This is a genomic window from Nocardia sp. NPDC005825, from assembly GCF_040630175.1.
Lineage (GTDB): Bacteria > Actinomycetota > Actinomycetes > Mycobacteriales > Mycobacteriaceae > Nocardia.
The window spans coordinates 338,614-362,918 of sequence record NZ_JBEXXC010000001.1; the positions used below are offsets into that span (position 1 = coordinate 338,614).

Consider the following 24,305-nt stretch of genomic DNA (forward strand, 5'->3'; position numbering starts at 1 on the left):
CCGTTTCACCGCACGCACACTCGAATTACGAAGTGATATAACAATATTCAGAACGACAGCGATTCCAAATCCAATCCCAGCAACTTCATCGGCGCCATGCCCGAGAACTCTCGAACATCCCGCGTCAAATGCGCCTGATCCGCATAACCAGAAGCGACCGCTACGTCCGCAAGCCCCATTCCGCCCCGCGCCAAGGCCAACGCACGCTGCATCCGCAACACCCTCCCCAGCGTCTTGGGCCCATACCCGAACGCCACAAGAGATATTCGATGCAATCTGCGCGGCCCCGTCTCCAACGCTTCCGCAATGGCCGCGACCGAGCTGCCTGATCTCAGCGATGCCACCAGGAATCGCACCACGGGATCGACGCCATCAGTTCCGCCTGCACGCCAGCGAGCAATCGCTTCCAGCCCGACTTCCGGACTCGATGCTCGTGCGACCAACTCCGAAGCGGTGCGCAGATCGCCGGGCGACCATAGGTCGGCGAGATCAACCCTGGCGTCGCGGAGTTCGTGCGCGGGCACCCCGAGGAGCGTCGGCGCCGTCCCCGGGTAGAAGCGGATCCCCGCGATCCGATCGGCGAAACCGGGCGCCGGACGGTAGGCCCGAGTGTCCGGGCCGGCCACCGAAAGTCGTCCGTCGATCCAGAGCAGATCCATGCAGCCGTCCGGCAACACCGGCGCGTCTACGTCCGAGATACCGTCGCGACGCCAGAGCACCGCGCCTCCGACGCTCGACGGCCGCTCCCGATAACCTTGTGAGGCCTGGACAGTCGTCACAAGGCACGCACCTGACCGCACGCTGACCTCGAAATGTGCTGAAAATCAGCAATATTCGGCACCTCGTGCGTTGTTGCATGAGATGCCTTCTTGCACTGCGTGCAATATTGCACGTTATGTAGTCGCTGGTTCGGCGCTGTCGGAGACCTCGACGACGTGCTCCTGCTGTCCCGGCTTCCACACCGTCACTTCCATGCGCCCCTCGACGATCTCCACCGACGAAGCCCCGGTCAGCTCCACCGCGTAGAACGGCTCGAACTTGCGTCCGCGCAGGTCGAACCCGCTCTCGGCGAAGAGGTCTTCCGCCCAACGCCGCTGCAGCTCCGGATCCTGCACATCACGCACGCTGCCGAAGATCTTCACGTCGCCGTCGCTGACCTGGGTGTCGACGGTCGCCGTATGCAGGCAGAAGCGCGGGTCGCGGGCCAGGTCGGCGAACTTCGTGGTGCCCGGCATGCCCACGAGCCAGAGCTCACCCTCGAAGATGCGCGGTTCCAGCGGGCTGATGCGCGGTGAGCCGTCTTTGCGCAGGGTGGCAAGCATGCAGAGGTTGCCGATGGCGGCGTGACGGCGAGTGAAGATTCCCGAGATACGAGGGGCGGCCGCAGCGAACTCGTTCCAAGACGTCATAACCGCGACCGTACGCGCAGGGTCCGACATGCCCGGCCACCGAAACCCCGCCCTTTCTGTTTGAATGGCCCGATGTCGTACTCCCGCCGGCTCGCCGTCCTCGCCGCGGCGCTCATCGGCTGCGCAGTGCCCGCTCCCGCCCATGCCGTCGTCGGCGGCACCCAGGCGAACGCCGGCGACTATCCCTGGCTCGCCGCGGTCGGCACACCCCTGTTCTTCCCCCGCGCGTCCGGCCAGTTCTGCGGCGGCGCGCTCATCGCACCGGACCAGGTGCTCACGGACGCGCACTGCGTGCAATTCGCACAGCTCTTGCCGCAGGCGCTCACCGTCACCTTCGACCGCAGCGATCTGTCTTCACGTGACGGAACGACCGTGAAAGTCACGGCTGTCCGTTTGCACCCGGACTTTCGCTCCGACACCGTCGACGGCGTCGATGTCTACCATCACGACCTCGCGATTCTGACGCTCGCGCAGCCGCAGTCCCGCTCGACCGTTCCGATCGCCGCGCCCCGGGGCGATAGGGGCACCGTGCTCGGCTGGGGCGGCACCTCCAACGGGGATCTGTTCAACACCGTCCTGCGGCAGGCCACCGTTCCCATGGTGTCCGACGCCGCCTGCGCCGCCGCCTATCCGGGCGCCTTCGACGCCACCGAGATGGTGTGCGCGGGCTCCACCACGGCCGACACCGGCGAATTCGACAGCGGCGGACCACTGCTCATCGACGGAAAACTGGTCGGTATCACCTCGTGGGCCCGTGGCGTCGCGCTCGACGGGTACCCCGGTGTGTACTCCCGGCTGCCCGCGGACTTCTGAGCGCGACCCACACTTCTGAGCGAACCCGTGCGGCCGGGATACCCCTGCCCGGCGCCCGGCCGTCCGACAACGAGGAGTTTCATGCACAGCGTGCCCCGGCACACCCCTGTCGCGGAAGTCGACTGGCAGACACTGGAGCACGCGTACGGCGACGCGAGCGACGTACCCGGCTGGATCGACGGGCTGACCGAGGCGGACACCGTCGAGGCGGCGCTGCACGAGTTGTGGGGATCGGTGCTGCACCAGGGCACGCTCTACGACTCCACCCCACCGGCGATGATGGCGATCGCCGCACTACTCGGGGCACGGCAGACCGCGGACGCGGAGAACACGGCGTGGCTGCTCCTGATGTTCGCCGACACGGTCCGCGAGTACGAACAGCTGGACCTGGGCGACGCCGAGACGGCCGCCATCGTCCGGTCGGCCCGAGACTCGCTGACTGCGATCGCCGCCCTGGTACAGCCGCTGATCTCCGACGACGGCCCCGAAGCGGCCGCCGCGGCGCTGCTCCAAGCCGATTCACGCACAGTCGATTCCGCCGTGCTGGAGATGCTCGCGGCGCGGGCGGGTGTCAGACCCGTGGGACAGGTCGAACAGGCCTGCGTTGCCACGCTCACGACTCTCGGGGCCGATGTCGCGGCGGTGCTCGCCGACGGGGATCCCGGCCTCGCGATGGCGGCCACGCTCGCACGGATCGGGGCCGGGGGTGCCGCGACCGCCGACCTGGACTTGCTGGTTGCGGGGTGGGAACTCGCCGTCGAGGTCGCGCCGAACGTGGCGTTCGGTGTCGACAATCTGCCGGAGTGGTTGAGCGCGGTCGACTCCGGCGCGGCGGCCCATGTGCTCGCGGCGCTGCCGACACCGGACGAGGCGACGATCGCGGGACTCGTCGAGGTCGTCCTCGGATCCCGGGGCAATGCCGCCGCGGCGGTTCGCCGCTTGCTGGCTCTCGCGGCGCTGCCCGACTCCGCGCCGGAGACGATGATCGCCGCGCTGCGCCAATGCCCGCCCACGCCCGAGGTCCGGGACGCACTCGCCGCCCTCGCCGAACGGGTCACGACCGGTGGCATTTCCACCTTCGGGTCGACCGCGTTTCACACCGATGCTCGCGCGGATGCGGCTTTCGCCCTGCTGCGGGCGGGCGATGGACGATGGTCCCGCCCGATGGCCCGAGCCCTGCTCACCAACCCGGCCGCGCGCGGCATCATGGTGGCCACCTCGGCATCCGGACGATCCGCGCTCGGCCACGCGCTCGTGAGTGAACAGGCACCCCCGGCAAGCATGCTGGTCGCTTCGATCCTGCAGGCGCTGCGGCAGAATCCGCCGACCGAGCCATCCCAGGACGGAGCCGGACACCTCGTCGCGTTGCTCGCCACCTGGCCCGCCGAGGCCACCGCCGACGCGCTGCCCGCGGTCCGGGAGCTCCTGGAGATCGCGCCGAAGCAAGCGGCCGGCGCACTCGCGGCGTGGGGCGATACCGCCGGCATCGACCACGTTCGCACCGCGAGCCACGGCGGGGACGCGACCGTGTTGCTGGCTCTCGCACGAATGACGCGGGACCCGGCCGACTTCCATCGTGTCCTCGACGCCGACCTCCGCTATACGGAGTCCGCCGTCCTCGAGCACTGGGCCGACCGCACCGATCCCCGGTTCCTCGACTGGTGTCGCGGCCTCGTCGGCACCGAAGTCGCGGTCAGCGTGTTCGAGCGAGGCAATCAGGTCACCGCGCTGCGCATCCTCGCGAACCTCGACTCGGGCCACGTCGGAACCGGCTGGCCCGCGCTGCGCGGCCTTATCGACGCCGGTACCGAACCGATCGAAGACGCTATCGGGCTGGCGCTCGATTGGCGTGCCAGGCAGCTACTTCCGGCCGAGGCCGTGACCGACCTCGACGCGCTGCTCGCCGATCTGGTCGTCACCGACCGCAAGAACTACAACGGCCCGCTCATCAAAACCAGCGTGGTGGCCGCGATCGCGCTCCTCGACCTCGGGCTGCCACTGCCCGGAACTCCCGCACGCATCACGAAAGTCGTGGCGCGCGCGGTAGCCGACAGCTGGGCTCGCGACCTGGGGCTCCGGCTCACCGAGCGACTCACCGCCGCGCCCGCGGTGGTCCGCCGCTCGGTCGCGACGAAGCTCCGGGCCCTCGCCGACCGCGACGAACGCTTCCACTCCACGGGCGATATCGCCGTCGAGGATGAACGGGCTCTCGCCCGCCTGCGCCCGATCCTGCACACTCTCGAAACCTGCTGACCTGGACCGGCAGAGCCTCAAGCCTTGGCGGCCGATTGGTCGAAGACGAAGACGCCAGCCGGATCATAGTGTTTCGCTATGCCACGCAATCGAGCGGAATTGTCGCCGTAATAGGCGGTCGCCCAGTTGGTTAGGCCGGGGTCGATGTAGTTCACGAATGCGGTGTTGCCGGTCAAGGCACCGAGACCGTCACGCACCTCATTCACGGCGGTCCGTGCCTCCGGCGTGGTGGCACCGACATAAATCTGTGCAGTGGCCAATGCGCCTCGATAGGGAAAGGCCGTGTCCTTCGCGCCGATTCGCGCGGGTGCGCCGGACATGCTGTCCAGTAGAACGTCCATTCCGCTGCGCCCGGTCAGCAATGCGGTCAATCGGCTCGGGTCGGCCAGCGGTTTGGTCAGCACTCGCGAGGACGCGGTGAACGACTCCCGCCCCAGCACTCCCCCGCCATTCCAGTCCGGCCGGCACTGCTCGACCGAGTAATTCGCACAACCGCCGAAGTACTTCATCGCCGAGAGGTAATCCTTGGAGAGCGAATACCGGTTGGACGGTTGTGTCTTCGTGGCGGCGACCAGTTTGTCGAGGAGGGCATTCATAGTGCTTTCCGAGCCGACATAACAACCGTTGATCCGGCACGTCGGCGGGCTCCCAGCGGAAATGCCGAGGGTGGACCAGAATTCGTCGGGGGCGGAGGCCGTGAACGTCTGCCAGGCGGCGAGGACATCCGTCAACGACCCGGCCGGGAAACGGACCTGGAAGACCGCCAGTTGCGGTGCCGCGACGGTCTTGAAGGTGAAGGAGGTGACGATGCCGAAGTTGCCGCCGCCTCCGCCGCGCAGCGCCCAGAACAGGTCGGGTTCGGAGGTCGCCGAGGCGGTGCGCACGGTTCCGTCGGCGGTGACGACCTGCGCCGAAATCAGGTTGTCGCAGGTCAATCCGTACTTGCCGGTCAAGACACCGAGACCGCCGCCCAGCGTCAGGCCTGCGATGCCCACCGTCGGGCACGAGCCCGCGGGCAGGCAGCGACCGGCCTTGGCCAGGGCGGAGTACACATCCATCAGCCGGGCGCCCGCGCCGATGACCGCGGTACCGTCCGGCTTCACCTCCACACCGCTCATCGATCCCAGGTCGACGACCAGGCCGTTGTCGGGTGTCGAGTACCCGCCGTAGCTGTGTCCGCCGCTGCGCGCGGCCACCGGGATCCGCGCGCTCGCCGCGACGTTCACACACGCCTGCACATCGGATGCGTTGGTCACCTGAGCGACCGCCGCCGGACGGCGACTGTCGAACACCGGATTGAAGGCCAGTTTGGCTGTGCCATAACCGGAATCGGACGGGAGGTTCAGCGTCCCTGCCAGCTTCTGCCGCAGACCTTCCCAATCGACCTGCCCAGCAGGTGTTTCCGCACGCGGCATACCTTCCGGTTCGCAGCCGGTCACCGAACTCAATCCGGCCAGACCGATTCCGAGCGCGGTCGCCCGCAACAGGTTTCGACGATTGATCGCCATGACGGCGCACCTCCCCCGAGGTCACGCCCGACTGCCCGGGCGCGAGAACGAACCACTCAACGGTTCGTTATCGCGCCTGGCGACCGATGCGTTTACGCCAGCATGCCGTCGGCGAGTCGCGCCCAGTCCGAGAGAACCTGCTTGCGCCGCAGACGATCTCGACCGACCATCTCGTCCAGGGTCGCGCCGCGCACCAGGTTGATGGTGAGCCAGAAGGCGGCTTCCAGACGCTCGCGTGGCACATCCACGAAACGGCCGCAGGCGTCGAGTAGTTCGGCGGTCAGGTCGTGCTGCACGCGCAGCATGTTGCGGCGCAGGTCCTTGTCATTGGCGATGCCGACGTACAGCTCCACCGCCGCCTTGCCCAGTTTCCCGGCGAACGGCGCGGTCACCAACTCGACCAGCACCTCACCCGGCGACGACGCACCCGGCAGTGTCCGCTCCCGCCGTCGCAGCGCCTCGCCCTGCCGCTGCGTCAGGTGCTCGATGGTCTGGGCGAACAGTTCCTGCCGGGTGTGGAAGTGGTGCAGCTGCGCACCGCGCGTCACCCCGGCCCGTGCGGTGATATCCGCGATCGAGGCGCTCGCGTACCCGACCTCGGCCAGGCTGTCGATGGCGGCGTCGAGCAGCAGGGCTCGGGTGCGGAGACTCTTCTCCTGATGCTTGTTCGGGGGTAGACCGGATACCACCTGGTCAGTCTAGCCGCCTTGCCAAATTGCGTGCTGCCTTGCACGCAATTGGGTGTCGGTCGTACTGTGACCTCATGCCCGTCGATCGTTTGCTGCCCACGTCCGAAGCCCGCGACCTCATCGAGCTCACCCGCGATATCGCGGACAAGGTGCTCGAACCGATCGCGGCCGAGTACGAGAAGCAGGAGCGCTATCCGGACGAGGCGTTCCGGGCGCTCGGCGCGGCGGGGCTGCTGAGCCTGCCGTATCCGGAGGAATTCGGTGGCGGCGCCCAGCCCTACGAGGTGTACCTCCAGGTGCTCGAAGAACTGGGCGCGCGGTGGGCGGCGGTCGCCGTGGCGGTGAGCGTGCACAGCCTGTCGTGCCACCCGCTGTTCGCCTACGGCACCGACGAGCAGAAGCAGCGCTGGCTGCCGGACATGCTGTCGGGCAACCTCATCGGCGCGTACAGCCTGTCCGAATCGCACGCCGGCTCCGACGCCGCGGCGCTGCGCTGCCGGGCGACCGAGACCGAGGGCGGCTACCGGATCACCGGCACCAAGGCGTGGATCACCAACGGCGGCAAGGCCGACTACTACACCCTGTTCGCCCGCACCGGCGAGGGCTCGCGCGGCATCTCCTGCTTCCTGGTGCCCGCCGGCACCGAGGGCCTGACCTTCGGCAAGCCCGAGGAGAAGATGGGCCTGCGCGCGGTCCCCACCACCAGCGCCGCCTACGACGACGCGTTCGTGCCCACCGAGCGCCTCCTCGGCGCACCGGGCCAGGGTCTCCCGATCGCGTTCAGCGCCTTGGACTCCGGCCGCCTGGGCATCGCCGCCGTTGCCACCGGCATCGCGCAGCGCGCCCTCGACGACGCCGTCGCCTACGCCAAGCAGCGCGAAGCCTTCGGCCGCGCCATCATCGACCACCAGGGCCTGGGCTTCGTCCTCGCCGACATGGCCGCCGCCGTCGACTCCGCCCGCGCCACCTACCTCGACGCCGCCCGCCGCCGCGATGCCGGACTCCCCTATTCCCGCCAGGCCAGCGTCGCCAAACTCGTCGCCACCGACGCCGCCATGAAGGTCACCACCGACGCCGTCCAGGTCCTCGGCGGCTACGGCTACACCCAGGACTTCCCCGTCGAGCGCTACATGCGCGAAGCCAAGATCACCCAGATCTTCGAGGGCACCAACCAGATCCAGCGCCTGGTCATCGCGCGGACCCTGGCAAACGGCTGATTCTCCGACGGCGCGGCGCACCGGCACCGGCCCGATTCGCCCGCGCAGGCCGCCTGTAGGCCGTGGGCGAATCGATCAGCCCAAACGCGGAATCGATGGCCGAACGCGCGCGGTCGAGGCTGGACGGCACCAGGTGCGTATACGTCCGCAGGGTGAAGCCGGGATCGTTGTGGCCGAGGAAGTCCGCGAGTTCCTTGATGGAACAACCCATGGACAGCAGGACCGACGCGAAGTAATGCCGAAGCGCGTGCATGCCATCCGCCCGCCGCCCGAAGGTCAGCCCCGCAGCAGCGAACGCTGGCCGCCAGATCAGCTTGTTGAACAGGTCGCCACTGTAGATTCGCGCATCCTCGCCAACAACGAGCAGACGCACCGTCGCAGGTTCGCCATCCGGGCGCCCCCAGGGCAAGGTGACCAGGGCGGTCCCGAACGCCTTCGTGTGTGCATCGATATCGGCCAAGACGGTGTCCGCCAACGGAACCTCACGTGTCTTGCCACCCTTGGGCAGCGCGAACATCGAGGTGCCCTTCACGGTCTTGAGCTGTCGCTGAACCCGCACCATCTTTCGGCCGCGGTCGACGTCGTCCGGGGAGAATCCGAGGATTTCGCCCTGTCGAAGTCCCAGGCCTGCTCCGAGCTTGGTGACAATCCCGAACCGGCCTGGCAGCCCCGACCCGACGCTGCGCAACCGCTCTTCTCGCCAGACAACGATTTGCGGGCTCTTGCCGATCGGCCGGCGCACCGTCTTGGCTTTGCAGGGGTTCTGGCGAATGATCCTGTCATCAACGGCCGATTCGCAGACTGCCGAGACGACCGTGAACAACACGGCCTTGTAGTTCTCGGAGAAGCCCAGCTCGTCCAGGCCGCCGACCCAATCACGAATTGTCGCGGGCCGTTCGATCCGATCGAAGGTCAGGTCACCGAGCGTCGGGTAGATCCGACGTTCCAAACGCTGCCGCAACACCAGCCGTGTTGCCGGATCTGGCGACTGTGCCTTGTACCAGTTCTCCGCCTGCTGACGGAATGTCTTCCGCGACGCTTTCGGATCGATGAATCGACCGTCGCGTTTGTCGGATTCGACCTCGATCAGGAAGTCGTCGGCGCGCTTCTTCTGCTTATCCGGGAACGACTTCGACCGCTCGGCCCCATCCGGAGCGATGTAGCGCACCCGGTAGCGCAAGCCCTTGCCGTGCAGCTCAGTCGGCTCCAGGACGGGCTTGCCACGCCCATTGAGAGCGACCTGGCCGGACTGATTCCGTTTCGGCCGAAACCAACGATCCTCGACATGCCCCATGTCACGCCGCCTCGCAGCAGGTTTCGACCCAGAGCTTCAACTTCACAGGGTGATAGCGCAAACGCCGTCCGACGACCGAAACCGGAGGCCCTTCGCCGAGCCACTTCCACTGATAGAGCGTCTTCACCGAGACTCCCAGGAAATACGCTGTCTCCGACACCGTCCACAACCGATTCTCGGGCAGATCCATCAGTCATCCCTCCCGGCTGCCTCGACCGCTACCGCGACACCCGAACCGTGCTGTTGCCCATCGGCATCCGCCAGAACACCCTTCGCGATCAAGTACTCGGTCTGCCAGACCGAGCGCTGCGCGACCGATGACATGATCAAGGTCTCGCGCGGTGGGACCTCCGGGTCCTCGGACCGAACCAGCCGAACTGTCCACTGTTGTGCCTGTTCGGCTTTGGCGATGCCGACCGCGGCGAGGACTTGCCGAACGAATTCGATGCGGTCGGCCTTGTGATCGGGCAGGGTCTTGTTGGACCAGCGGCGTGAGACGAGCACGCGGCGCCCACGCAGGCCGAGGGTGTCGCGGCGGTGGGCGCGCCCCTTGCAGCGACCCGGTTGGGTCTTGGCCTTGGCACCGCGGGGGACGATGCCGTAGCGCAGCCAGACCGCGCACTGTGGGGAGCACGGGGTGCGCTGAAGTTCGGCATGCAAGCGTTCGTAGTGGCGGCGGGTCCGTTCGTTGGGTGCGTCGAGTACTTCGCTGATGGATTTGGTGAGGTACTTGGTCAGGTAGCCGATCAGCCTGCCCGCGTCCTCGGTCCCGCCGAGCACTCCCTTGGCCTTGCCCGCGCGCACGGGACCGGGTTCGCCGTCGGGATCGGTGTCGCCGATGTCCACGGTCTTGGTCTGGATACCGAAGCGCAACACGTGCGCGGGATCGATGTCGTCCACCTCGTCCATGAGAGCCAGCGCGTCGTCGAAGGTGGGCAACACCGATCCGGTGTCGGGATCGACGAAAGTGCCGGCGCTTTCGTCCCACACCGGCATCCGGTCGTCGGTGTATTGCTCGTGATCGAAGTGCGGCCACCACACCTGGTGGTACGTCGCAGCGATCACCTGCGCGATAAGCGCGTGGGGGTCGGTGCCGCGGATTGCGATGTGCGCGTGTGGGGCACCGCGGCGCTGGGGTTCGACCGCGGCGAAGTACTGCACGTCCCGCCCGGCCGCGCGGCGAAGGTTCTGCACGAGGCGGTCGAAAAGCTGCGGGAAGAACATCGCATCGCGGGCAGCGCGGCGATAGTCGTAGGTGTCAGGATCGACCGGGGAGCCGTCGCCGCAGACGTGTCCGTTCTTGTCGGTTGCGCCGTCGCGGTGGCAGACGCCGTAGGAGTCCATTGTCACTGTAAGGAACATGGAGGGTTGGTGCTTGCCCGCGTACTTGCGGCCGATGGTGGCACGGGACACCTTCTTTCGAGGCAGGTTCGGGACGTCCTGGCGCCGCTTGGTCGAGCGGGCACGGCGCGGCTTGCGCGGTAGCGCGTCGATGCCGGGGATCCGCCCGGACATGCCGGAGTCGCGCAGTTCGCGGTCGAGGTCGGCGATTACTTCTCGGAACCCGTCCGCGGCTTCCTCGTCACCGATGTCGCGGGCGGCCCGGTATTCGGCGAGCATGTCGGCGCGCGCGGTGAGCAGCGCGGTCTGCTGCTCGGTGGGTTCGTTGCGTTGACGGACGGGCTCTTCGTCGATGTGCCAGCCCTCGCGCAGCTGGGCGATGCGCAGGGCGCGGGCCTTGGCCGCGCAGCTGGGGCACTCGGACGCGCGCGTCGATTTGCACGCCGCGCCCACGTATTTCGACTCCCCGGTCTCGGGGTTGAACGCGCGCATCGGGATCGGTCGGCGGCACACCCCGAACTTTTCCGCGGCGGCCTGGGCGATGTCGGCCAGGTTGGGCAGCGCGCGGCGTTCGGCGGCACTCAGCCCAGTCGCGGTGGTGGTGTGGGTGTCGGTGGTGGTCATCGGGACGTGTCCCTGCTCGTGGGGACGATGCCCAGCAACTGCCCGTAGCAGTCCCAGGCGAGGACTTCGATCGCCGGTATTCCGCAGCGAAGGCAGTGTCCGCCGGGGAGCCAGATGCTCCAGTTGTGGCCGTAGACTTCACAACTCACGACCGACAGTTCACCGTGGGTGATCATCTCGGGATCTCCTGATCGAGTACGAACAGCTCGGCGTAGACGCGGACGTCGAAGCCGTGGCGGTTGGCGCGGGGACGTTCGTTGACCTCGATGCGGAAGGCTCCGGATTCGCGGAGGTCAGCGAGAACTCGGGTGATGTTGCCGAGGGTGCCGGACAGGCGCAGTCGCACGGATCCGGTTGCCGTATCGGTTGTCATGGCTGGTTCTCCTGTTCGAGGGGAAGTGTCAGTTCGGCGTAGATGCGGGCGCTGCCGTCGCGGTTGCGGTACACGTCGCGGCCGATGGTGACCCCGAAGGCGTGCGAGGCGACCAGGTGTGCGAGAACGCGGGTAATGTCGGCGAGCTCGCCGGACAAGCGGATCTGCACGGTGCCCTTCATGCCGCCACCGGCCCCTCGTCGCCGAGGTCGTCGGGATCGAAGTCGCTGTAATCCTCAGCCAGACCATCGATTTCGGGTGCGATGGCGAACAGGTCCACGACCGCGTCGGCGTCGTCGTCACTGACATAGAAGGCGCGCACGCGCACGAAGTCGCGGGTGCCGTCCTCACCGACGTAGGCGACGCCCGGGGTGGTGTCGGGGATTTCGTGGCAGCGGGCGCCGCGGTCCTTCGCACCTTGGCCGTGGACCATGGCGTTCTGGGTCGGCTCGTCGAGCTTGAGGCCGATCCGGACCGGGAACAGCTGCCGGTTGGGCATGTTCTCCTTGGACGGATCCTGCAAGGCCACGATGACGCTGAAGCCGATCGCGCGGCCCTGGGTCAGGATCAGGCCGATGTAGCGCAGGCCTTCCTGCATCTGCTCTTTGGTCGCGAACGCCGACAGCGCCGCGTATTCGTCGATCACGATGACCTTCAGCGGGTCGTCGGTGCTCGGGACGAACTTGCGGATCCGGGCTTCGCGCAAGCGGGCGGCTCGCTCGGGCATGTCGTGTTCGGCGATCTTCTTGAGCATGCCGATGATGCCGTCTGCACCGTATTGGAAGTCGGACCACAGGCGGTGTTCACCGCGTCCGAATTCCATGCCGCCCTTGGGATCTCCCATCAGGACATCCACCAAGCCGTCACGGATGGCGGGGCCGAGTCCGGCAATGATCGACCACAGCACCGATCCCTTGCCCGAGCCGGTCGCACCGGCGATGAGGACGTGGGCGTAGAGAATCTTGAGACGCCACACTTCGCCGTCTTCGCGGATGCCGACCGGGACCGCCTCCAAGTCCACGTCGCTGTGGGCCCACACCAGCAACGCTGCCGGGTCGGCGAGGGTGTCGTGCACCCTCACATGGAGACGGATCCACGCAGGAGCAGGCGAGGTCACCGTCACCTGCTCCACCCCCAGGTAGGTAGCCAACTGAGCGCGGGTGTGGTCGTTGTTCCAGTCCTCGAACGTCTGGCCGCACAGCGCCCACAGATCGATGTCCAGACCGTGGCGGGTGTAGTTCCAGCCCTGAAAGCTGGGGAACCCGCGGTCGGGGTGGCCGAGTTTGAGGGTGGTGAACATGCGGTCGGTCCTGCCTGGGTCGGCGAACACTTCCACCGCGGGCCGCAGGATCGTCGGAGCTTCGGCCACGAGTTCCGCCGCTGTGGGAGGGCCTGCGGGGTCCGGGCGGTGCCACGGGCCCGGGACGATGTACGCCCCGAAGGCGAGCGCGCCCGCCACTGGGATTCCGAATTGAAGTAACGAGGAAACCATCATGACAACCCCCTGAGGGACCTGGGTTGGATCGGAAGCCGAAGGGATGCAGCCGGTTACGACGATCGGACCGGCAGATCGGGCGGAAGGATGGGCGCGGGGATCGGCATCATGCGCGGCGGCGGAGCGACCGCGACCGACACCGCCACCATCGGCGGATCCGCGGGCACCGGTGTCAGCCCCGCCGGTTCCCGAGTCAGAACGGGCGACGCGGGCACAGCACTCGGGATCCGGGTCGTGGACGCGATGAGCAGGACCAGGCCGTGGACATCGGCGAAGACCGCGATCGGGGCAACTGCGACGACCATGACGCATCCCCAGGTCGGGAGTGGTTGACCGCGCAGAACCGAGTGCAGGCCGTTCCCGGCGATGCTGACCAGCGTGCCGACGATCAGGACTCGCGAGAACCATTGCCGCACAGCATTATCGGTTGCAGCCAGCGCCAGCGCCGCGGCTATCGCGGTGGTGATGTCGATGACGACCGGGAACAGCCAGGCGTCCCCGGCGGGGATGGCGGCCATCACAGCGAGTTCGCGCAGGCCCACGAACGAGAGTCGGAAGGCCGCCAGCCCCACGGCGAGGATGGCGGCCACGGCTAACCCGAGGATGATCAGGTTGGCCGAGACCTTCGACAGCATCTGCGATCACCACCGCTCGAACTCGCAGAACGGCGGGCACAAGGTCCGCGGGTCCGCCGTCGGCATCGCCGAATCGGTAGTCCGGGGCGGTTCGTCGCAGAACATCACGCACGGCACCCCAGTCGGATTCGACACGAGCACCGCCGTCGGCGCGGGATCGGCCGGATCGGAGTGATCGCCGAACGCCAGCAGCAAAGCGGTCGCCGGGATGATCGCGGCCGGAGCGAGCAGCGCGCAGGCGATTCCGAATGCACCGCGGACGAATACCCGTGGCTCGTCCGGGGGGCGCTCCATGCTGTTCTGCGCCAACGCTATTGCGCTCCACAGCGCCATCACGCCACCTCCTGACGCAGCTCGAAGCTCGGCAGCCCGGTGGCCGCCACGAGAGCCAGGCGGGCGCGGGCGGCGTTCTTATCGTGCGTGGAAGCGCCGAGATCCGGTACCCAGACCGAGGCGAACACACCATCGGTGACACCCACCCGCAACGCCCATGCCGCGCACCGAGCCAGCAGCGGGCACTGCCCGCAGATCCCCTCTGCGTCGGCAGCGGCGGTGGTCGTGTCGGGGAAGAACACCTCCGTGTCGATCCCCACGCACGCACGGTCCGCGGCGTGATGCGGGTCCGAGAGGTTCCGGCCCAGCATCTTCGGCTTCACGAGCCCGCCCCGCCGCATCATGACGCCGCCTCATCGGGCTCGTTCGGCGAACTCAACTGCGCGAGCCCGTGTTCCACGAGCACCGCCCCGAGCGCCTCCATCAACGCCTGCGCATCCTCCACCGACATGTACAGCGAGAAGTCCGGCTTCAGGTTCGCCGGGTCCTGCGGGCCGATCTCCACCCTGACGATCGCGGGAGCGAACCACCTACGGCCGCTCGGGTAGAAGTTCCACGTCCCCGGCAGATACGTAACCCCCTGGATGCCGTCGGTTCGGCCGTGCAAATGGAAGCTGATGCACATCACGCCACCGCCTTGCCCTCACGCGCCGAACGCGAGGCCGGGGCGTCCACGGGCGGGACCTTCGCACCCGAGTTGTCACCCGCGATACCGGTCGCGCGGATGTTCCAGCCGATCGACTTGAACTCACCCGCGCCCTGCATCTTCGGCTTGATCTGCAAACCCTCCAACACGACCGGGGTGAACCCGGGGCTGATCGGCGAGACCGAGGGCACCGGCTGCACATCCGCGATGAACAACACGTCGAAGGTCTGGTTCCTCGAACCGCTACCGGTCGGATCGGTCACCGTCCCCTTCCACAGGCGCTTGCCGGTGCCGTTGCCCTGGTCATCCAGGTCCACCTTCTGCCGCTTCGGCGCGTTGCGCTCCCGGCTGAACTCCGTCACCGGCTCGATCACCCCCACCAGCACCAGCCCCATCGGGAACGCCTCACCGAACTCCGGGCTGAACCACACATCCTTGAGAGCCATCTCAAACACTCCTGATCTATGAACTAAAGCAATCAAGCGTTCAGATGTATGCTCTGATCGCTTGCGTTTACCCTCAAGCGACCAGCTGTGACGGCAATCTTCGAGACTGCCCTCGCATCTGAACGTAGATCCAAGATATCAACTGAACGCTTCTGATCGCCAGGGGTTCAGAGCGATGGAACCTGATAAACCGTCAGCAAATCGATTGAGCTACAACCAGTGAGCGATGCCCCACAGGCGAACACCGGGGTTTGCGCTGATAGATTCAGGCTGAGGCAGTGAGCGATCAGGAAGGCGATCAGACAGATGTCAGATGATGCCGCGAAGACTCCCGCATACCAGCGGATTGCTAAGCAGCTGGAAAACGACATCAAGGCGGGGCGGCTCCGTCCGGGTCAACGCATCCCAGCCACGCGTGAGCTGGCTACCCAGTTCGGCGTATCTATCGGCGCAATCAACGACGCCATGGATCTGCTGTCCACACACGGGCTGATCGTCACTCGCCCTCGGTCGGGGCGATTCGTCGCCGAATCCAACGCTCCGGTCACCAAGAGCACCCAACGTGCACGCCCGCGAGCAATCATCGTTGGCGGGTACGCAGGGTCCGGCAAGACCGAGTTTGGCCGCATCCTCGCGCGCGAAACGGGTTGGGCCATGGTCGACAAGGACACGATCACTCGCTCGGTAGTGGATGCGGCCCTCGTACATCTGGGCTCGTCCATGCAGGACCGTGATAGCGACACCTACCTGAACGTGATTCGGCCGGCGGAGTACGAGTGCCTTGAAGCCACGATGCTGGAAAACATCGAGTGCGGTGTAAGCGTGATCAGCACGGCTCCATACCTTCGCGAGTTCAAGCAGCGCTCGTGGTTCGAGCGCACCCAAGCCCGACTCGATGCCATCGGCGCTGACCTGTCAGTGATCTGGATTCAGTGTGATTCGGACTCGATGTTCACCTACGTCAAGCGCCGTGGAGCCATCCGGGACACATGGAAGCTCGGCCATTGGAACGACTACCTCGCCCGGGATGTCAACGAAACGTTCCGTCCCCCGTGGCCACATACCATCATCTCGAATAGTCAAGACAGCGAACCACTCCAAGCCCAAGCGAAGAGCTTCCTTCGCTCTCTGTCGGAGTGATGTTCCATGCGCGCGCTGATCCTCTACGGCCCACCTGCCTCAGGCAAGGACACCATTACCGATGCGCTCATCAGGCTCAGTGGGAACTATGAGCTTTTCCGACGCCTGAAGGTCGGCGGCGGCCGAACCCGAACCTACCGGATGACGACGTCGGAACGGATTGCCGAACTCGATGCGAATGACGAAATCCTCTGGCGCAATAGCCGATACGATGCGACGTACGTTGTCGATCGGCCGGAGCTGTCCGAGATGCTAAACGCCAATAAGACTCCGGTGCTTCACCTCGGTCAGGCCGAAGCAATCAATGCTATCCGTTCATCGATGTCCGAAGTATGTTGGACGACTGTGGAACTCTGGTGCCCGCGGCCAATCGCCGAAGCTCGGATCAGAGCCCGTCAGACCAATGACACCTCCGCCCGTTTGGTTGCTTGGGATGCAACCGAACGAATCGACCCAGCTTGCGTAGATCTCCGAATCGATACAGCAGAGCTGTCACCCACAGCAAGCGCTGCGACCATTCACCACACCGTGGAGTCCAAATGCAGTTCGATGTAGTTGTCCCCGTTCTCGCGTTTCAGAGCTCCGACGGTCGCCTCGACATGACCGGCACCGAGCAATACGCCGCACGAGCCGCAGCATCTTGGGTTGACCACTTCATAGTGTCAGGCAGCACGGCCCGCGGAGACTTGCTGACACCCGGTGAACGTGCGAGCCTCCTGGACCTGTGGCTGAATGCTGTTGATCCGACCCGCGTACTTGCGTGCTGCTGGGATCCGACGGACATCATTGCTGCGGTCAACCGCAATGTAACGCCGATGGTCGTGCTACGCACACTCGACCCACAGAAGACACTCAAGTTGCTCGCCGAATTGCCGTCCGGGTCAACGATTTACAGCCATCCGATGTTCGATGCGACAGTATTCGATGCGGTGCTTGCCGGGCAGGCCCGCGCAGATGGCACGCTTCCCGCTGGTGGAAAACTAGCCAAGATCAGTCTTGACAATATTCGCCAGATCCGCTCCGCCGCAGGAGATTCCTTCCGTCTGTGGGACGGCTCGAGTCGACACATCGACGCCTCAGTGTCCGCGGGTGCTGCTGGAATCGTCGCGACGCCCTTAACTACCTTCATGGACGAGCTGCCTGCCAAGGAACCCGCCGCAGTCCAAACGATCGTTGACCAGGTGCAGGCCAGGCTGGACGCTCTGCCGGACCGCGCAACCCGCACTGCCTACCTAATGAAGCAAGCGATCACGGTCGCCTAGGCTCGCGACATGATCGACGAGGTCACACATACGCTCGTTCGTGCTGCCGAGATCGCGATCACCCCCCGATTTCGCCGCCTAACCGCCCGTGATGTAGCAGAGAAGGCGCCGGGGGATCTGGTGACGATCGCAGACCATGAAGCCGAGCAGCTGATTTCACACGGACTGCGCGAGATTCTCGATATCCCAGTGGTTGGAGAGGAAGCCGCCGCCGAAGATCCTTCTCTTCTCGCGGAGTTGGGCAAACAAGCGTGTTGGCTGGTGGATCCGATCGATGGCACATCGAACTTCGTCGCGGGACGCAGCGAGTACGCGGTGATGGCCGCACTACTCCGCAACGGCCAACCTGAGGCCGGGTGGATCATCTTGCCGGAGTCAGGTCGGCGGTACGTCGCTGAACGCGGTTCTGGCGCATTCCGAGACGGCGTTCGGCTTCACCGACCGCCTCCGCTCCCCGAGGCAGGGCGGCTCCGGGGCGCTGCCCCAACGAGGCGCTTGACCGAGCAGGAAAAAACGCAACTGTCGGAAGTAGGCAAGCGATTCGCAAGCTTCGGGCCAGGCGCGTTGAGCGCTGGCGTCAACTACACCCGACTACTTGACGGCCATCTCGACTTCGTCCTGTATCAGCGGTCACTCCCCTGGGACCACGCGGCCGGCACCCTCCTACTGTCCGAAGCTGGCGGTATTACTCGTCGGCCGGATGGGAAGTCTTACCGGCCAACTCAGAACCCAATCAATCAACTGCTGAATGCTGCGGACCATGCCACATGGGAAGCCGTACGAGCCGTGTTTTGGCACAACTAGCTGTGCTATCTCGTGAGGCTGGTTCCACCGTCCGCGCGCGGGGGTAGTTCGTGGGTGTCGTGAACCAGCCAGCGCAGGAACGCCACCACGTGCGCGGCGGCCTGTTCGGAGTCCTCCGGAATCGCCGCTCCCGTCAGCCCGATCATCATCGAGCCCGAACAGCTCGCTTTCGAGATCGACATCGAGGCACCAACTTCGTGAAACACCACACCTAGCAATCGCCTAAGTACCTAGCTCCTGGGCAATAGTCCGCGTACCGCCGAGGGTTGTATGGCCTGGATTCCGGCACAGCGTAACCCTCAGGCCAGTTCGTCTTCTCGTTGAACCTCGCTCTACTGAAGGTCGCGTCCCGCAGTTGGAAGTCACCGGTCGTTTCCAAGTCCGGCAGTGGAGAGTCGGAAAGGACCAACTTCCCACCCTTGCCGAGGTTCGCCGCGCGAATATCCACGCCATTGAAGTTCGCGCCTTTCAGGTCAGCGCCTCCGAACTGCACATCTTGCAGATCGACCGAATCGAAGTTGACTCCGTTTAGCTTCGCTCGCCACAGCCGAGCACTTTGCATAGTGCCGCGCGCAATGCTTGACATCCGCAGGTCAGCTTCGCCTAGATCAGCGTTCGACAAGTTTGCGGAGACCAGCGACGCTGATCGCAGGTCCGCTTTGTCGAGGTACGCCAGCGACAGATTTGCGTTCCGCAGTATCACATTCTGCAGGTTCGCTGAATGAAGGTCCGCCCTCGCAAGACAGGTGTTCGACAGGTCGATGGACTCCGATCGACCGGCAGGTCGACTACCGATCACTGTCAGCGCTGACTGAATATCGATATCGAGTTGCTTGTTAGCAGTTCCGCACTCCGGCCCGTTCGGGGCGTGGCTGCGGACAAAAGCACCGAACATCCGCATGATCGGAACTCGATCCTGTTCCGAATCATCGGCCAACTTCCGGAGCAGTTCGATTCCACCTAGCCGGATATCTACGCTGTTGCTGTTGCCGAGTTGCTCGACTGCCTTCGCGAACCGGTCCGTGACCGCAGTCTGTCTCGCGAGCCCATATTGCTCGCTCGTTGCCGTGAGGGATTGGTTCGTGAACCACAAGGCCGCCAATGCAGCAATCGTGGTCACCATCGACGCGAGCTTTGCCCAGCCACCCCAACCAAAGAGCGCTCTCGCTGCACGTCGTGCTCGGAACTGGCGGGTGTTCGGGCGGCGTAGTGAGTGCATGCGATTCAGTCGGCGACGCGCACCGGCCGCCCCCGTTCTAGATGTCACCGCATGATGATCCACCAAAATCGCTGCAGTTCCGAATCTTTCAGCAAACTGAGTTCATTCTCCGAGGTACCCGCACCGCGGAACCTCGCACCACTAGCCCGCTCAGCAGTTGGCCACCGGCCGAATACGATCCTTGGCGGCACGGAGCACGCACCGCCGCATCCGCTTCGCTGGTTACCCACCGGACTACCCCATTGCATCCACTGCCGAATTTGGCTCTGGAGGTTCAAGAGCGGCGCGCTGGCGCGCGCCGCCCCGCGCTACGCCGCACCCGGGACTGCTCCGCACGCTCCGCCGCCCCGGAGCGTCGGCGCGTTGCGGCTCCCACCAGCGCACCACTCATGACACTCCACAGAGCAATCCAGCATCTGCCCGCGCGACAGGCGCCCAGCGACCACACCCTGCAGCACCAGGCCCGCTCAACGCCGTCCGGACCAGGTCGTCGATCCGCCGCCGCCAGTGCCACCGCAGCCACGGCCACGCCGAATGATCTGCGCGCCCGGCCATTCCAGCCCACTCACCACCGCGCCGACACCCAGTCACAGCCCAGCGCACGGTCCGGAGTCCCTGCCGATGCGGGTCCGGCGACCAGGCGGTGACCGCCGACGCCGCCCCGACAACCTCCGCCCAGGCTGTTGGCCCTCTCCCGAACAAGGCCACCCCAGCACCCGCCACCCACGCCGCCCTCGCCGGCACCGCCCCACCGGCCCCACCGACGACCGAACCCCCGGACGTCGCCGCCGCCAATGAAGTTCGCGCCGATCTTTCCGGTACCGGTCGTGCGCGGTTCGCGATCATCACCGAGCCGTCCGGCGCTGGCGACAGCCGCGGCACCAGCCACGCCGATGCCCTCCTGATGGCGAAGTCCGAGCACCGTTCTCCCGATGTCAGGCAGGCCGAGTGCCACCATGGCAGACCCCGCACGGCCACGCCAAGACCAAGCGTTGTCACCGCGGCTACACCTCCCAATCGAGCTACCGCACAGGGCTTTTGGGAGGCGCATCCACGGCGAGTCTTGACGCAACCGCACGCCGCCCACCACCGCGACCCCCGTCCCACCAGACACCGAGAGCCCGGCGCCCGCCCGGACTCCACCACCAGGAGGTCACCGTCATGGCCAGCACCGTGTCCATCACCATCACCGGCCATCTCGCCGACGATCCCGAACCGCGCACGACCGGTACCGGGAAGTTCGTCACCAACTTCACCGTCATCGCCAACGACCGCGTGTTCGACCGCCAGCAGAACCAGTGGGTCGACGCCGGCAAGACCGTCATGCGCGTCGCCTGCTGGGGCGACCTCGCCCAGGAGACCGCCGACAGCCTGGTCAAAGGCTGCCGCGTCACCGTCACCGGCCACCGCCTGGTCCCCGACGCCTACATCGGCAAGGACTCCAAACCGCACGCTGCCCTGCAACTGACCGCCGACACGGTAGCGATCGACCTGAAATACCAGTTCGCGAAGATCACCCGCCGCATCCGCGGCAACGGCGGCCCCGCCGACACCGAACCGCCGTTCTGATCCGGCCGGCACCGACCGGGCCCGCCACCACCGGGTCCGGTCCCTGACCACCCGCCACACGAACAGCTGCCGAATTCCCCTATTACGTATAGATACCGAGCAGCCGAGCATCCGCTCACCGCGGTCCGCTCCGGTGAGCGATGAATCTGCCGAAGGCATACCGGCGACTCCATGGTCTGGGGCAACCCAGGGAACGCCTGCTTCCCCGTTACGCGAGTTTCGTCCTTGCCAACCGTGCCGAAGGGCAGGCACTTTCACCTCGAGCCCCTACTTCCTCATGGCCAAATTGTCTCGCTCCAGGAGAGCGCATCAAGGGCGCTTCGCGTCGGCTACGCCGATGGGCTACGCCCACCCTTGACCCGCTCTCCCTCCGCCGAGGGAGGCCCGTATGAGGAAGTAGGGAGAAGAACAGTCAGCTGCTTTCCGACAGCAGGTCAGGACAGACTCTCGCGATTCACAATGACAGCGGTATCCCAAACCAGCCTTATTCCCTGATCATCGAACCCCGAAATCACCATGCGCGGAGCCACCGCCGCGCCCCAGTCGACGTTGGCTCTGGCGACCGCCTCACGTTGTGCGTCCCGCACTACAGCGTTGACCTCATCGGTCAGCTCCCTGTACTGCATCAGGATCAGAACGACACGACCATCCGCCAAGGTAAATCCGTCAAACGGAACCGAATTGGACAGATCAACGATCCCTTGGTCAGGCCGTGCCACGACGATATGAATGCCCACAGCAGATCCCGGCGGTGGAGTCGGGAGCCACTGCACCTGAGCATGCTTCGGGTCATCATCATTGTCCATCGACACGACATCGCAATGACGAACCCAGATCGAGAGGCCCTTCGTCATCCCGCTCGCACCGACTTCGGCCGGCTGCTCCCAACGGTCGATGATTCGGTTTGCTGTGCCCCCGAACTCAACAGCACGAGCCTCTGAGACCCATTGGAACCGCCAATCGCCGGACTCGTGCAAGCTCCACTTCTGGTAGCCCGCGATATTCCGGATGGCTACGTACACGTCACTCTTGTTCGACTTGGCCTCGGACCAAACTCTCCACACGCCGGAGCGGCAACCCGGTCCCCCAACCCCAAACCGGACCGTTCCGCCAGGCCCCGGCAGTTCCACCGTTTCTTGCTCGCCGTCAGCGCTTCCAATCGTGAGCGACACAACCCGGCGGTCTGGAGTTGACATGGTGGAAGACTAGAGCGCAAAGCGGTAGCAATCCACCGGATTTCAGATAGACCGCACAAGCCGCATGCACCAGACGTGCGCCGACCCGGTTCGGTCTGCAGGCCGTCGGTAGGCCGTCATGGTGGCCAAGCAGCTGAGAACTCGACAGAACCATCGAGACGCCCTGTCCCCGGTCAACACATGCTTCGCGAATACTTCTGCAGGTCAGCGAAGTTGGTCGCGAGATCACCCAGATCTTCGAGGGCACCAACCAGATCCAGCGGCTGGTCATCGCGCGGTCGCTGGCCAGCGACTGAGCATCCGACCGGCAGGGTTCAGCCGTCCCGCGTCGGGACGCGGGACGGCGGTGAAAGACGGTCAGCAGCTGCCGAATTGGCACCACAAAGGCGACTGCTGGTAGCCGCCGCGGTTCTGGCCGCCCCAGTTGTCGTCGTAGTCGCGGTGCCAGCGCCAGCCGTTGTCGCGGTCCCGGTACTCCCAGTGGCCGCGATTGTTGTCGCAGTCGCCGTTCTGCCAGCGGCCCCGGTTCTGTTGCCAACCCCAGTTGCCGTTGTGGTCGCAGTCGCTGTACCAGTTGTTGTCGTGGTCCGACTGGGTCAGCGGCGGATCCGACAAAGTCAGCGGATCGGACAGGGCGGGGGCGGCGAAGCCCAGGGGAAGGGCGAGGAGCGAGCCCAGCACGACCGCCCGGGCCAGCCGGTGGCGTGCGGAAGTCCTCTCGGAGATGGTCATGGCCATACCTCGGGTCGGGCACGGCCATAAAGGCGTCAGGAAGGTGCACCCTCGACCCGCGTGGAAAACCACGCACACTGCGCTCTACTGGCGGATTCGTGACCGTGGCACAGGATCCGGGGCCGCCGGTCGCGGCCCACGGAAGATCGATGCTCGGTCCGGCCTCAGTCTAATCCCGTGATCAGGCGAAAAGAAGGGCCTCACCGGGGCGAATGCCGCGGTGAGGCCCTCCGTCACCGCTATGCCGTGGTCTCGCGGCGGGGCAGCTTCCAGCCCGGACGCGGGAAGTGGCAGGTGTAGCCGTTCGGGTAGCGGACCAGGTAGTCCTGGTGCTCCGGCTCGGCGTCCCAGAACGCGCTCGCCGGGGTCACCTCGGTGACCACCTTCCCCGGCCACAGGCCCGAGGCGTCCACGTCGGCGATGGTGTCCTCGGCGACCCGCTTCTGCTCGTCATCCAGGTAGAAGATGGCGGAGCGGTAGCTCGAGCCGATGTCGTTGCCCTGCCGATCCTTGGTGCTCGGATCGTGGATCTGGAAGAAGAACTCCAGCAGCGCACGGTAATCGGTCTGCGCCGGGTCGTAGACGATCTCCACGGCCTCCGCGTGCCCGGGGTGATTGCGGTAGGTCGGATTGTCGTTGCGGCCGCCGGTGTAGCCCACCCGGGTGTCGATCACACCGGGCTGGCGCCGAATCAAGTCCTGCATGCCCCAGAAACAACCACCGGCCAGAATCGCCTTGCCGCTCCGCCTCTCCGCGCTTGTGTCGGTCACGCTTCCTCCTTCGTGAACAGCGTCTTGTACTGTCCATAGCCTTCGGATTCCAGATCATCGCGATGCACGAACCGCAGCGACGCCGAGTTGATGCAGTAGCGCAGCCCGCCCGCGTCGCGCGGGCCATCGGGGAACACATGGCCCAGATGGCTGTCACCGTGCACCGACCGCACCTCGGTGCGCACCATGAAATGGCTGACGTCGCGCTTCTCGGCCACATTCGTCGCGTCGATCGGCTTGGTGAAACTCGGCCAGCCCGATCCGCTCTCGAATTTGTCCGTCGACGCGAACAACGGCTCGCCGGACACCACGTCCACATAGATACCGGGCTCGTGGTTGTCCCAGTACTCGCCGGTGAACGCCCGCTCGGTGCCGTTCTCCTGGGTGACGTGATACTGCTCGGGCGACAGCGCCGCCACCGCCGCCGGATTCCGGTTGTACTCCCGTGCCACATGACCTCCTTGGTAGGCCTCAGCTACAACCCACCCTGCCCGACGGAAAGTCCATCCGCGAGCCCGCGTCATACTTCTGTCACCT

The 24,305-nt window shown here is 65.8% G+C and carries 29 protein-coding genes; 8 read left to right on the plus strand and 21 right to left on the minus strand.

What is annotated here, in order from left to right; genetic code table 11:
- Nucleotides 1-47 precede the first annotated feature (47 nt).
- Both ABZ382_RS01660 and ABZ382_RS01665 read right to left on the minus strand, forming a co-directional pair.
- The gene (locus ABZ382_RS01660; protein ID WP_357082284.1) at nucleotides 48-779 is read right to left on the minus strand and encodes a helix-turn-helix transcriptional regulator; all 732 of its coding nucleotides are present in this window, start codon (nucleotides 777-779) and stop codon (nucleotides 48-50) included.
- 114 nt (nucleotides 780-893) lie between these two features.
- Nucleotides 894-1,409: a pyridoxamine 5'-phosphate oxidase family protein gene (locus ABZ382_RS01665; protein WP_357082287.1), complete on the minus strand. Its 516-nt coding sequence runs from the start codon at nucleotides 1,407-1,409 to the stop codon at nucleotides 894-896.
- Nucleotides 1,410-1,481: 72 nt separating this feature from the next.
- Here ABZ382_RS01665 and ABZ382_RS01670 point away from each other — a divergent pair, with 72 nt between their 5' ends.
- Together ABZ382_RS01670 and ABZ382_RS01675 are read left to right on the plus strand one after the other, a co-directional pair.
- The gene (locus tag ABZ382_RS01670; RefSeq protein WP_357082290.1) at nucleotides 1,482-2,222 is read left to right on the plus strand and encodes a serine protease; all 741 of its coding nucleotides are present in this window, start codon (nucleotides 1,482-1,484) and stop codon (nucleotides 2,220-2,222) included.
- Nucleotides 2,223-2,303: 81 nt separating this feature from the next.
- Entirely contained in the window at nucleotides 2,304-4,475 is a 2,172-nt protein-coding gene (locus tag ABZ382_RS01675; RefSeq protein WP_357082293.1) for a hypothetical protein, read from the plus strand.
- A gap of 17 nt (nucleotides 4,476-4,492) precedes the next feature.
- On the opposite strand, the gene ABZ382_RS01680 is transcribed toward ABZ382_RS01675, so the two are convergent.
- Entirely contained in the window at nucleotides 4,493-5,914 is a 1,422-nt protein-coding gene (locus ABZ382_RS01680; protein ID WP_357082296.1) for an FAD-dependent oxidoreductase, read from the minus strand.
- Between the two features lie 161 nt (nucleotides 5,915-6,075).
- On the minus strand, nucleotides 6,076-6,672 hold the full coding sequence (locus ABZ382_RS01685) for a TetR family transcriptional regulator (RefSeq protein WP_357082299.1): 597 nt from the start codon (nucleotides 6,670-6,672) through the stop codon (nucleotides 6,076-6,078).
- A 74-nt stretch (nucleotides 6,673-6,746) separates the two neighbouring features.
- Between ABZ382_RS01685 and ABZ382_RS01690 the strand changes: the two genes are divergently transcribed.
- Nucleotides 6,747-7,889: an acyl-CoA dehydrogenase family protein gene (locus ABZ382_RS01690; protein ID WP_357082302.1), complete on the plus strand. Its 1,143-nt coding sequence runs from the start codon at nucleotides 6,747-6,749 to the stop codon at nucleotides 7,887-7,889.
- On the opposite strand, the gene ABZ382_RS01695 is transcribed toward ABZ382_RS01690, so the two are convergent.
- The 11 genes from ABZ382_RS01695 to ABZ382_RS01745 all read right to left on the minus strand — a co-directional run bounded on the left by ABZ382_RS01695 (nucleotide 7,861) and on the right by ABZ382_RS01745 (nucleotide 15,076).
- Nucleotides 7,861-9,183 carry a tyrosine-type recombinase/integrase gene (locus ABZ382_RS01695; RefSeq protein ID WP_357082305.1) on the minus strand — a complete coding sequence of 441 codons (1,323 nt, stop codon included), beginning with the start codon at nucleotides 9,181-9,183 and terminating at the stop codon, nucleotides 7,861-7,863. The genes ABZ382_RS01690 and ABZ382_RS01695 overlap by 29 nt on opposite strands.
- Nucleotide 9,184: 1 nt before the next feature.
- Nucleotides 9,185-9,373 (minus strand): helix-turn-helix domain-containing protein, encoded by a 189-nt coding sequence (locus ABZ382_RS01700; protein WP_357082308.1) that lies wholly within the window; start codon nucleotides 9,371-9,373, stop codon nucleotides 9,185-9,187.
- A complete protein-coding gene (locus ABZ382_RS01705; RefSeq protein WP_357082311.1) occupies nucleotides 9,373-11,148 on the minus strand; it encodes a replication initiator in 1,776 nt (591 codons plus the stop codon). The genes ABZ382_RS01700 and ABZ382_RS01705 overlap by 1 nt, the downstream gene beginning before the upstream one ends.
- A 172-nt stretch (nucleotides 11,149-11,320) precedes the next feature.
- On the minus strand, nucleotides 11,321-11,521 hold the full coding sequence (locus ABZ382_RS01710) for a hypothetical protein (protein ID WP_357082314.1): 201 nt from the start codon (nucleotides 11,519-11,521) through the stop codon (nucleotides 11,321-11,323).
- Nucleotides 11,518-11,703, minus strand: a complete 186-nt coding sequence (locus ABZ382_RS01715; RefSeq protein WP_357082317.1) for a hypothetical protein — start codon at nucleotides 11,701-11,703, stop codon at nucleotides 11,518-11,520. Before ABZ382_RS01715 ends, ABZ382_RS01710 begins: the two co-directional genes overlap by 4 nt.
- Nucleotides 11,700-12,821, minus strand: a complete 1,122-nt coding sequence (locus tag ABZ382_RS01720) for an FtsK/SpoIIIE domain-containing protein (protein WP_357082320.1) — start codon at nucleotides 12,819-12,821, stop codon at nucleotides 11,700-11,702. Before ABZ382_RS01720 ends, ABZ382_RS01715 begins: the two co-directional genes overlap by 4 nt.
- A gap of 248 nt (nucleotides 12,822-13,069) precedes the next feature.
- On the minus strand, nucleotides 13,070-13,651 hold the full coding sequence (locus ABZ382_RS01725; protein WP_357082323.1) for a DUF2637 domain-containing protein: 582 nt from the start codon (nucleotides 13,649-13,651) through the stop codon (nucleotides 13,070-13,072).
- A 6-nt stretch (nucleotides 13,652-13,657) separates the two neighbouring features.
- A complete protein-coding gene (locus ABZ382_RS01730) occupies nucleotides 13,658-13,987 on the minus strand; it encodes a hypothetical protein (protein WP_357082326.1) in 330 nt (109 codons plus the stop codon).
- Nucleotides 13,984-14,244, minus strand: coding sequence for a WhiB family transcriptional regulator (locus ABZ382_RS01735; protein ID WP_357082329.1), 261 nt, complete (start codon nucleotides 14,242-14,244; stop codon nucleotides 13,984-13,986). Before ABZ382_RS01735 ends, ABZ382_RS01730 begins: the two co-directional genes overlap by 4 nt.
- A gap of 80 nt (nucleotides 14,245-14,324) precedes the next feature.
- A complete protein-coding gene (locus tag ABZ382_RS01740) occupies nucleotides 14,325-14,609 on the minus strand; it encodes a hypothetical protein (RefSeq protein WP_357082332.1) in 285 nt (94 codons plus the stop codon).
- Nucleotides 14,609-15,076, minus strand: coding sequence for a hypothetical protein (locus ABZ382_RS01745; RefSeq protein WP_357082335.1), 468 nt, complete (start codon nucleotides 15,074-15,076; stop codon nucleotides 14,609-14,611). The genes ABZ382_RS01740 and ABZ382_RS01745 overlap by 1 nt, the downstream gene beginning before the upstream one ends.
- 306 nt (nucleotides 15,077-15,382) lie before the next feature.
- On the opposite strand from ABZ382_RS01745, the gene ABZ382_RS01750 reads away from it, so the two are divergent.
- Genes ABZ382_RS01750 through ABZ382_RS01765 form a run of 4 tightly spaced genes read left to right on the plus strand, consistent with a single transcriptional unit; the run spans nucleotide 15,383 to nucleotide 18,282 of the window.
- Entirely contained in the window at nucleotides 15,383-16,216 is an 834-nt protein-coding gene (locus ABZ382_RS01750) for a GntR family transcriptional regulator (protein ID WP_357082338.1), read from the plus strand.
- Between the two features lie 6 nt (nucleotides 16,217-16,222).
- Nucleotides 16,223-16,771: a kinase gene (locus tag ABZ382_RS01755; protein WP_357082342.1), complete on the plus strand. Its 549-nt coding sequence runs from the start codon at nucleotides 16,223-16,225 to the stop codon at nucleotides 16,769-16,771.
- On the plus strand, nucleotides 16,756-17,478 hold the full coding sequence (locus tag ABZ382_RS01760; RefSeq protein WP_357082345.1) for a hypothetical protein: 723 nt from the start codon (nucleotides 16,756-16,758) through the stop codon (nucleotides 17,476-17,478). Before ABZ382_RS01755 ends, ABZ382_RS01760 begins: the two co-directional genes overlap by 16 nt.
- 9 nt (nucleotides 17,479-17,487) lie before the next feature.
- The gene (locus tag ABZ382_RS01765) at nucleotides 17,488-18,282 is read left to right on the plus strand and encodes an inositol monophosphatase family protein (RefSeq protein WP_357082348.1); all 795 of its coding nucleotides are present in this window, start codon (nucleotides 17,488-17,490) and stop codon (nucleotides 18,280-18,282) included.
- A gap of 5 nt (nucleotides 18,283-18,287) precedes the next feature.
- Here ABZ382_RS01765 and ABZ382_RS01770 read toward each other — a convergent pair whose 3' ends face one another.
- The gene (locus ABZ382_RS01770; RefSeq protein WP_357082351.1) at nucleotides 18,288-18,464 is read right to left on the minus strand and encodes a hypothetical protein; all 177 of its coding nucleotides are present in this window, start codon (nucleotides 18,462-18,464) and stop codon (nucleotides 18,288-18,290) included.
- Between the two features lie 29 nt (nucleotides 18,465-18,493).
- Nucleotides 18,494-19,405, minus strand: coding sequence for a pentapeptide repeat-containing protein (locus ABZ382_RS01775; RefSeq protein ID WP_357082354.1), 912 nt, complete (start codon nucleotides 19,403-19,405; stop codon nucleotides 18,494-18,496).
- A gap of 1,257 nt (nucleotides 19,406-20,662) precedes the next feature.
- Between ABZ382_RS01775 and ABZ382_RS01780 the strand changes: the two genes are divergently transcribed.
- Entirely contained in the window at nucleotides 20,663-21,070 is a 408-nt protein-coding gene (locus ABZ382_RS01780) for a single-stranded DNA-binding protein (RefSeq protein ID WP_357082357.1), read from the plus strand.
- A gap of 434 nt (nucleotides 21,071-21,504) precedes the next feature.
- Here the strand turns inward: ABZ382_RS01780 and ABZ382_RS01785 are convergent, their stop codons facing one another.
- The 4 genes from ABZ382_RS01785 to msrB form a co-directional block, all read right to left on the minus strand.
- Complete coding sequence (locus ABZ382_RS01785; protein ID WP_357082361.1) at nucleotides 21,505-22,092, minus strand: hypothetical protein; 588 nt, start codon at nucleotides 22,090-22,092, stop codon at nucleotides 21,505-21,507.
- A gap of 531 nt (nucleotides 22,093-22,623) precedes the next feature.
- The gene (locus tag ABZ382_RS01790) at nucleotides 22,624-22,998 is read right to left on the minus strand and encodes a hypothetical protein (RefSeq protein ID WP_357082364.1); all 375 of its coding nucleotides are present in this window, start codon (nucleotides 22,996-22,998) and stop codon (nucleotides 22,624-22,626) included.
- Between the two features lie 239 nt (nucleotides 22,999-23,237).
- Complete coding sequence (gene msrA, locus ABZ382_RS01795; RefSeq protein ID WP_357082367.1) at nucleotides 23,238-23,768, minus strand: peptide-methionine (S)-S-oxide reductase MsrA; 531 nt, start codon at nucleotides 23,766-23,768, stop codon at nucleotides 23,238-23,240.
- Nucleotides 23,765-24,220, minus strand: coding sequence for a peptide-methionine (R)-S-oxide reductase MsrB (msrB, locus tag ABZ382_RS01800; protein ID WP_357082370.1), 456 nt, complete (start codon nucleotides 24,218-24,220; stop codon nucleotides 23,765-23,767). Before msrB ends, msrA begins: the two co-directional genes overlap by 4 nt.
- Nucleotides 24,221-24,305: the final 85 nt, after the last annotated feature.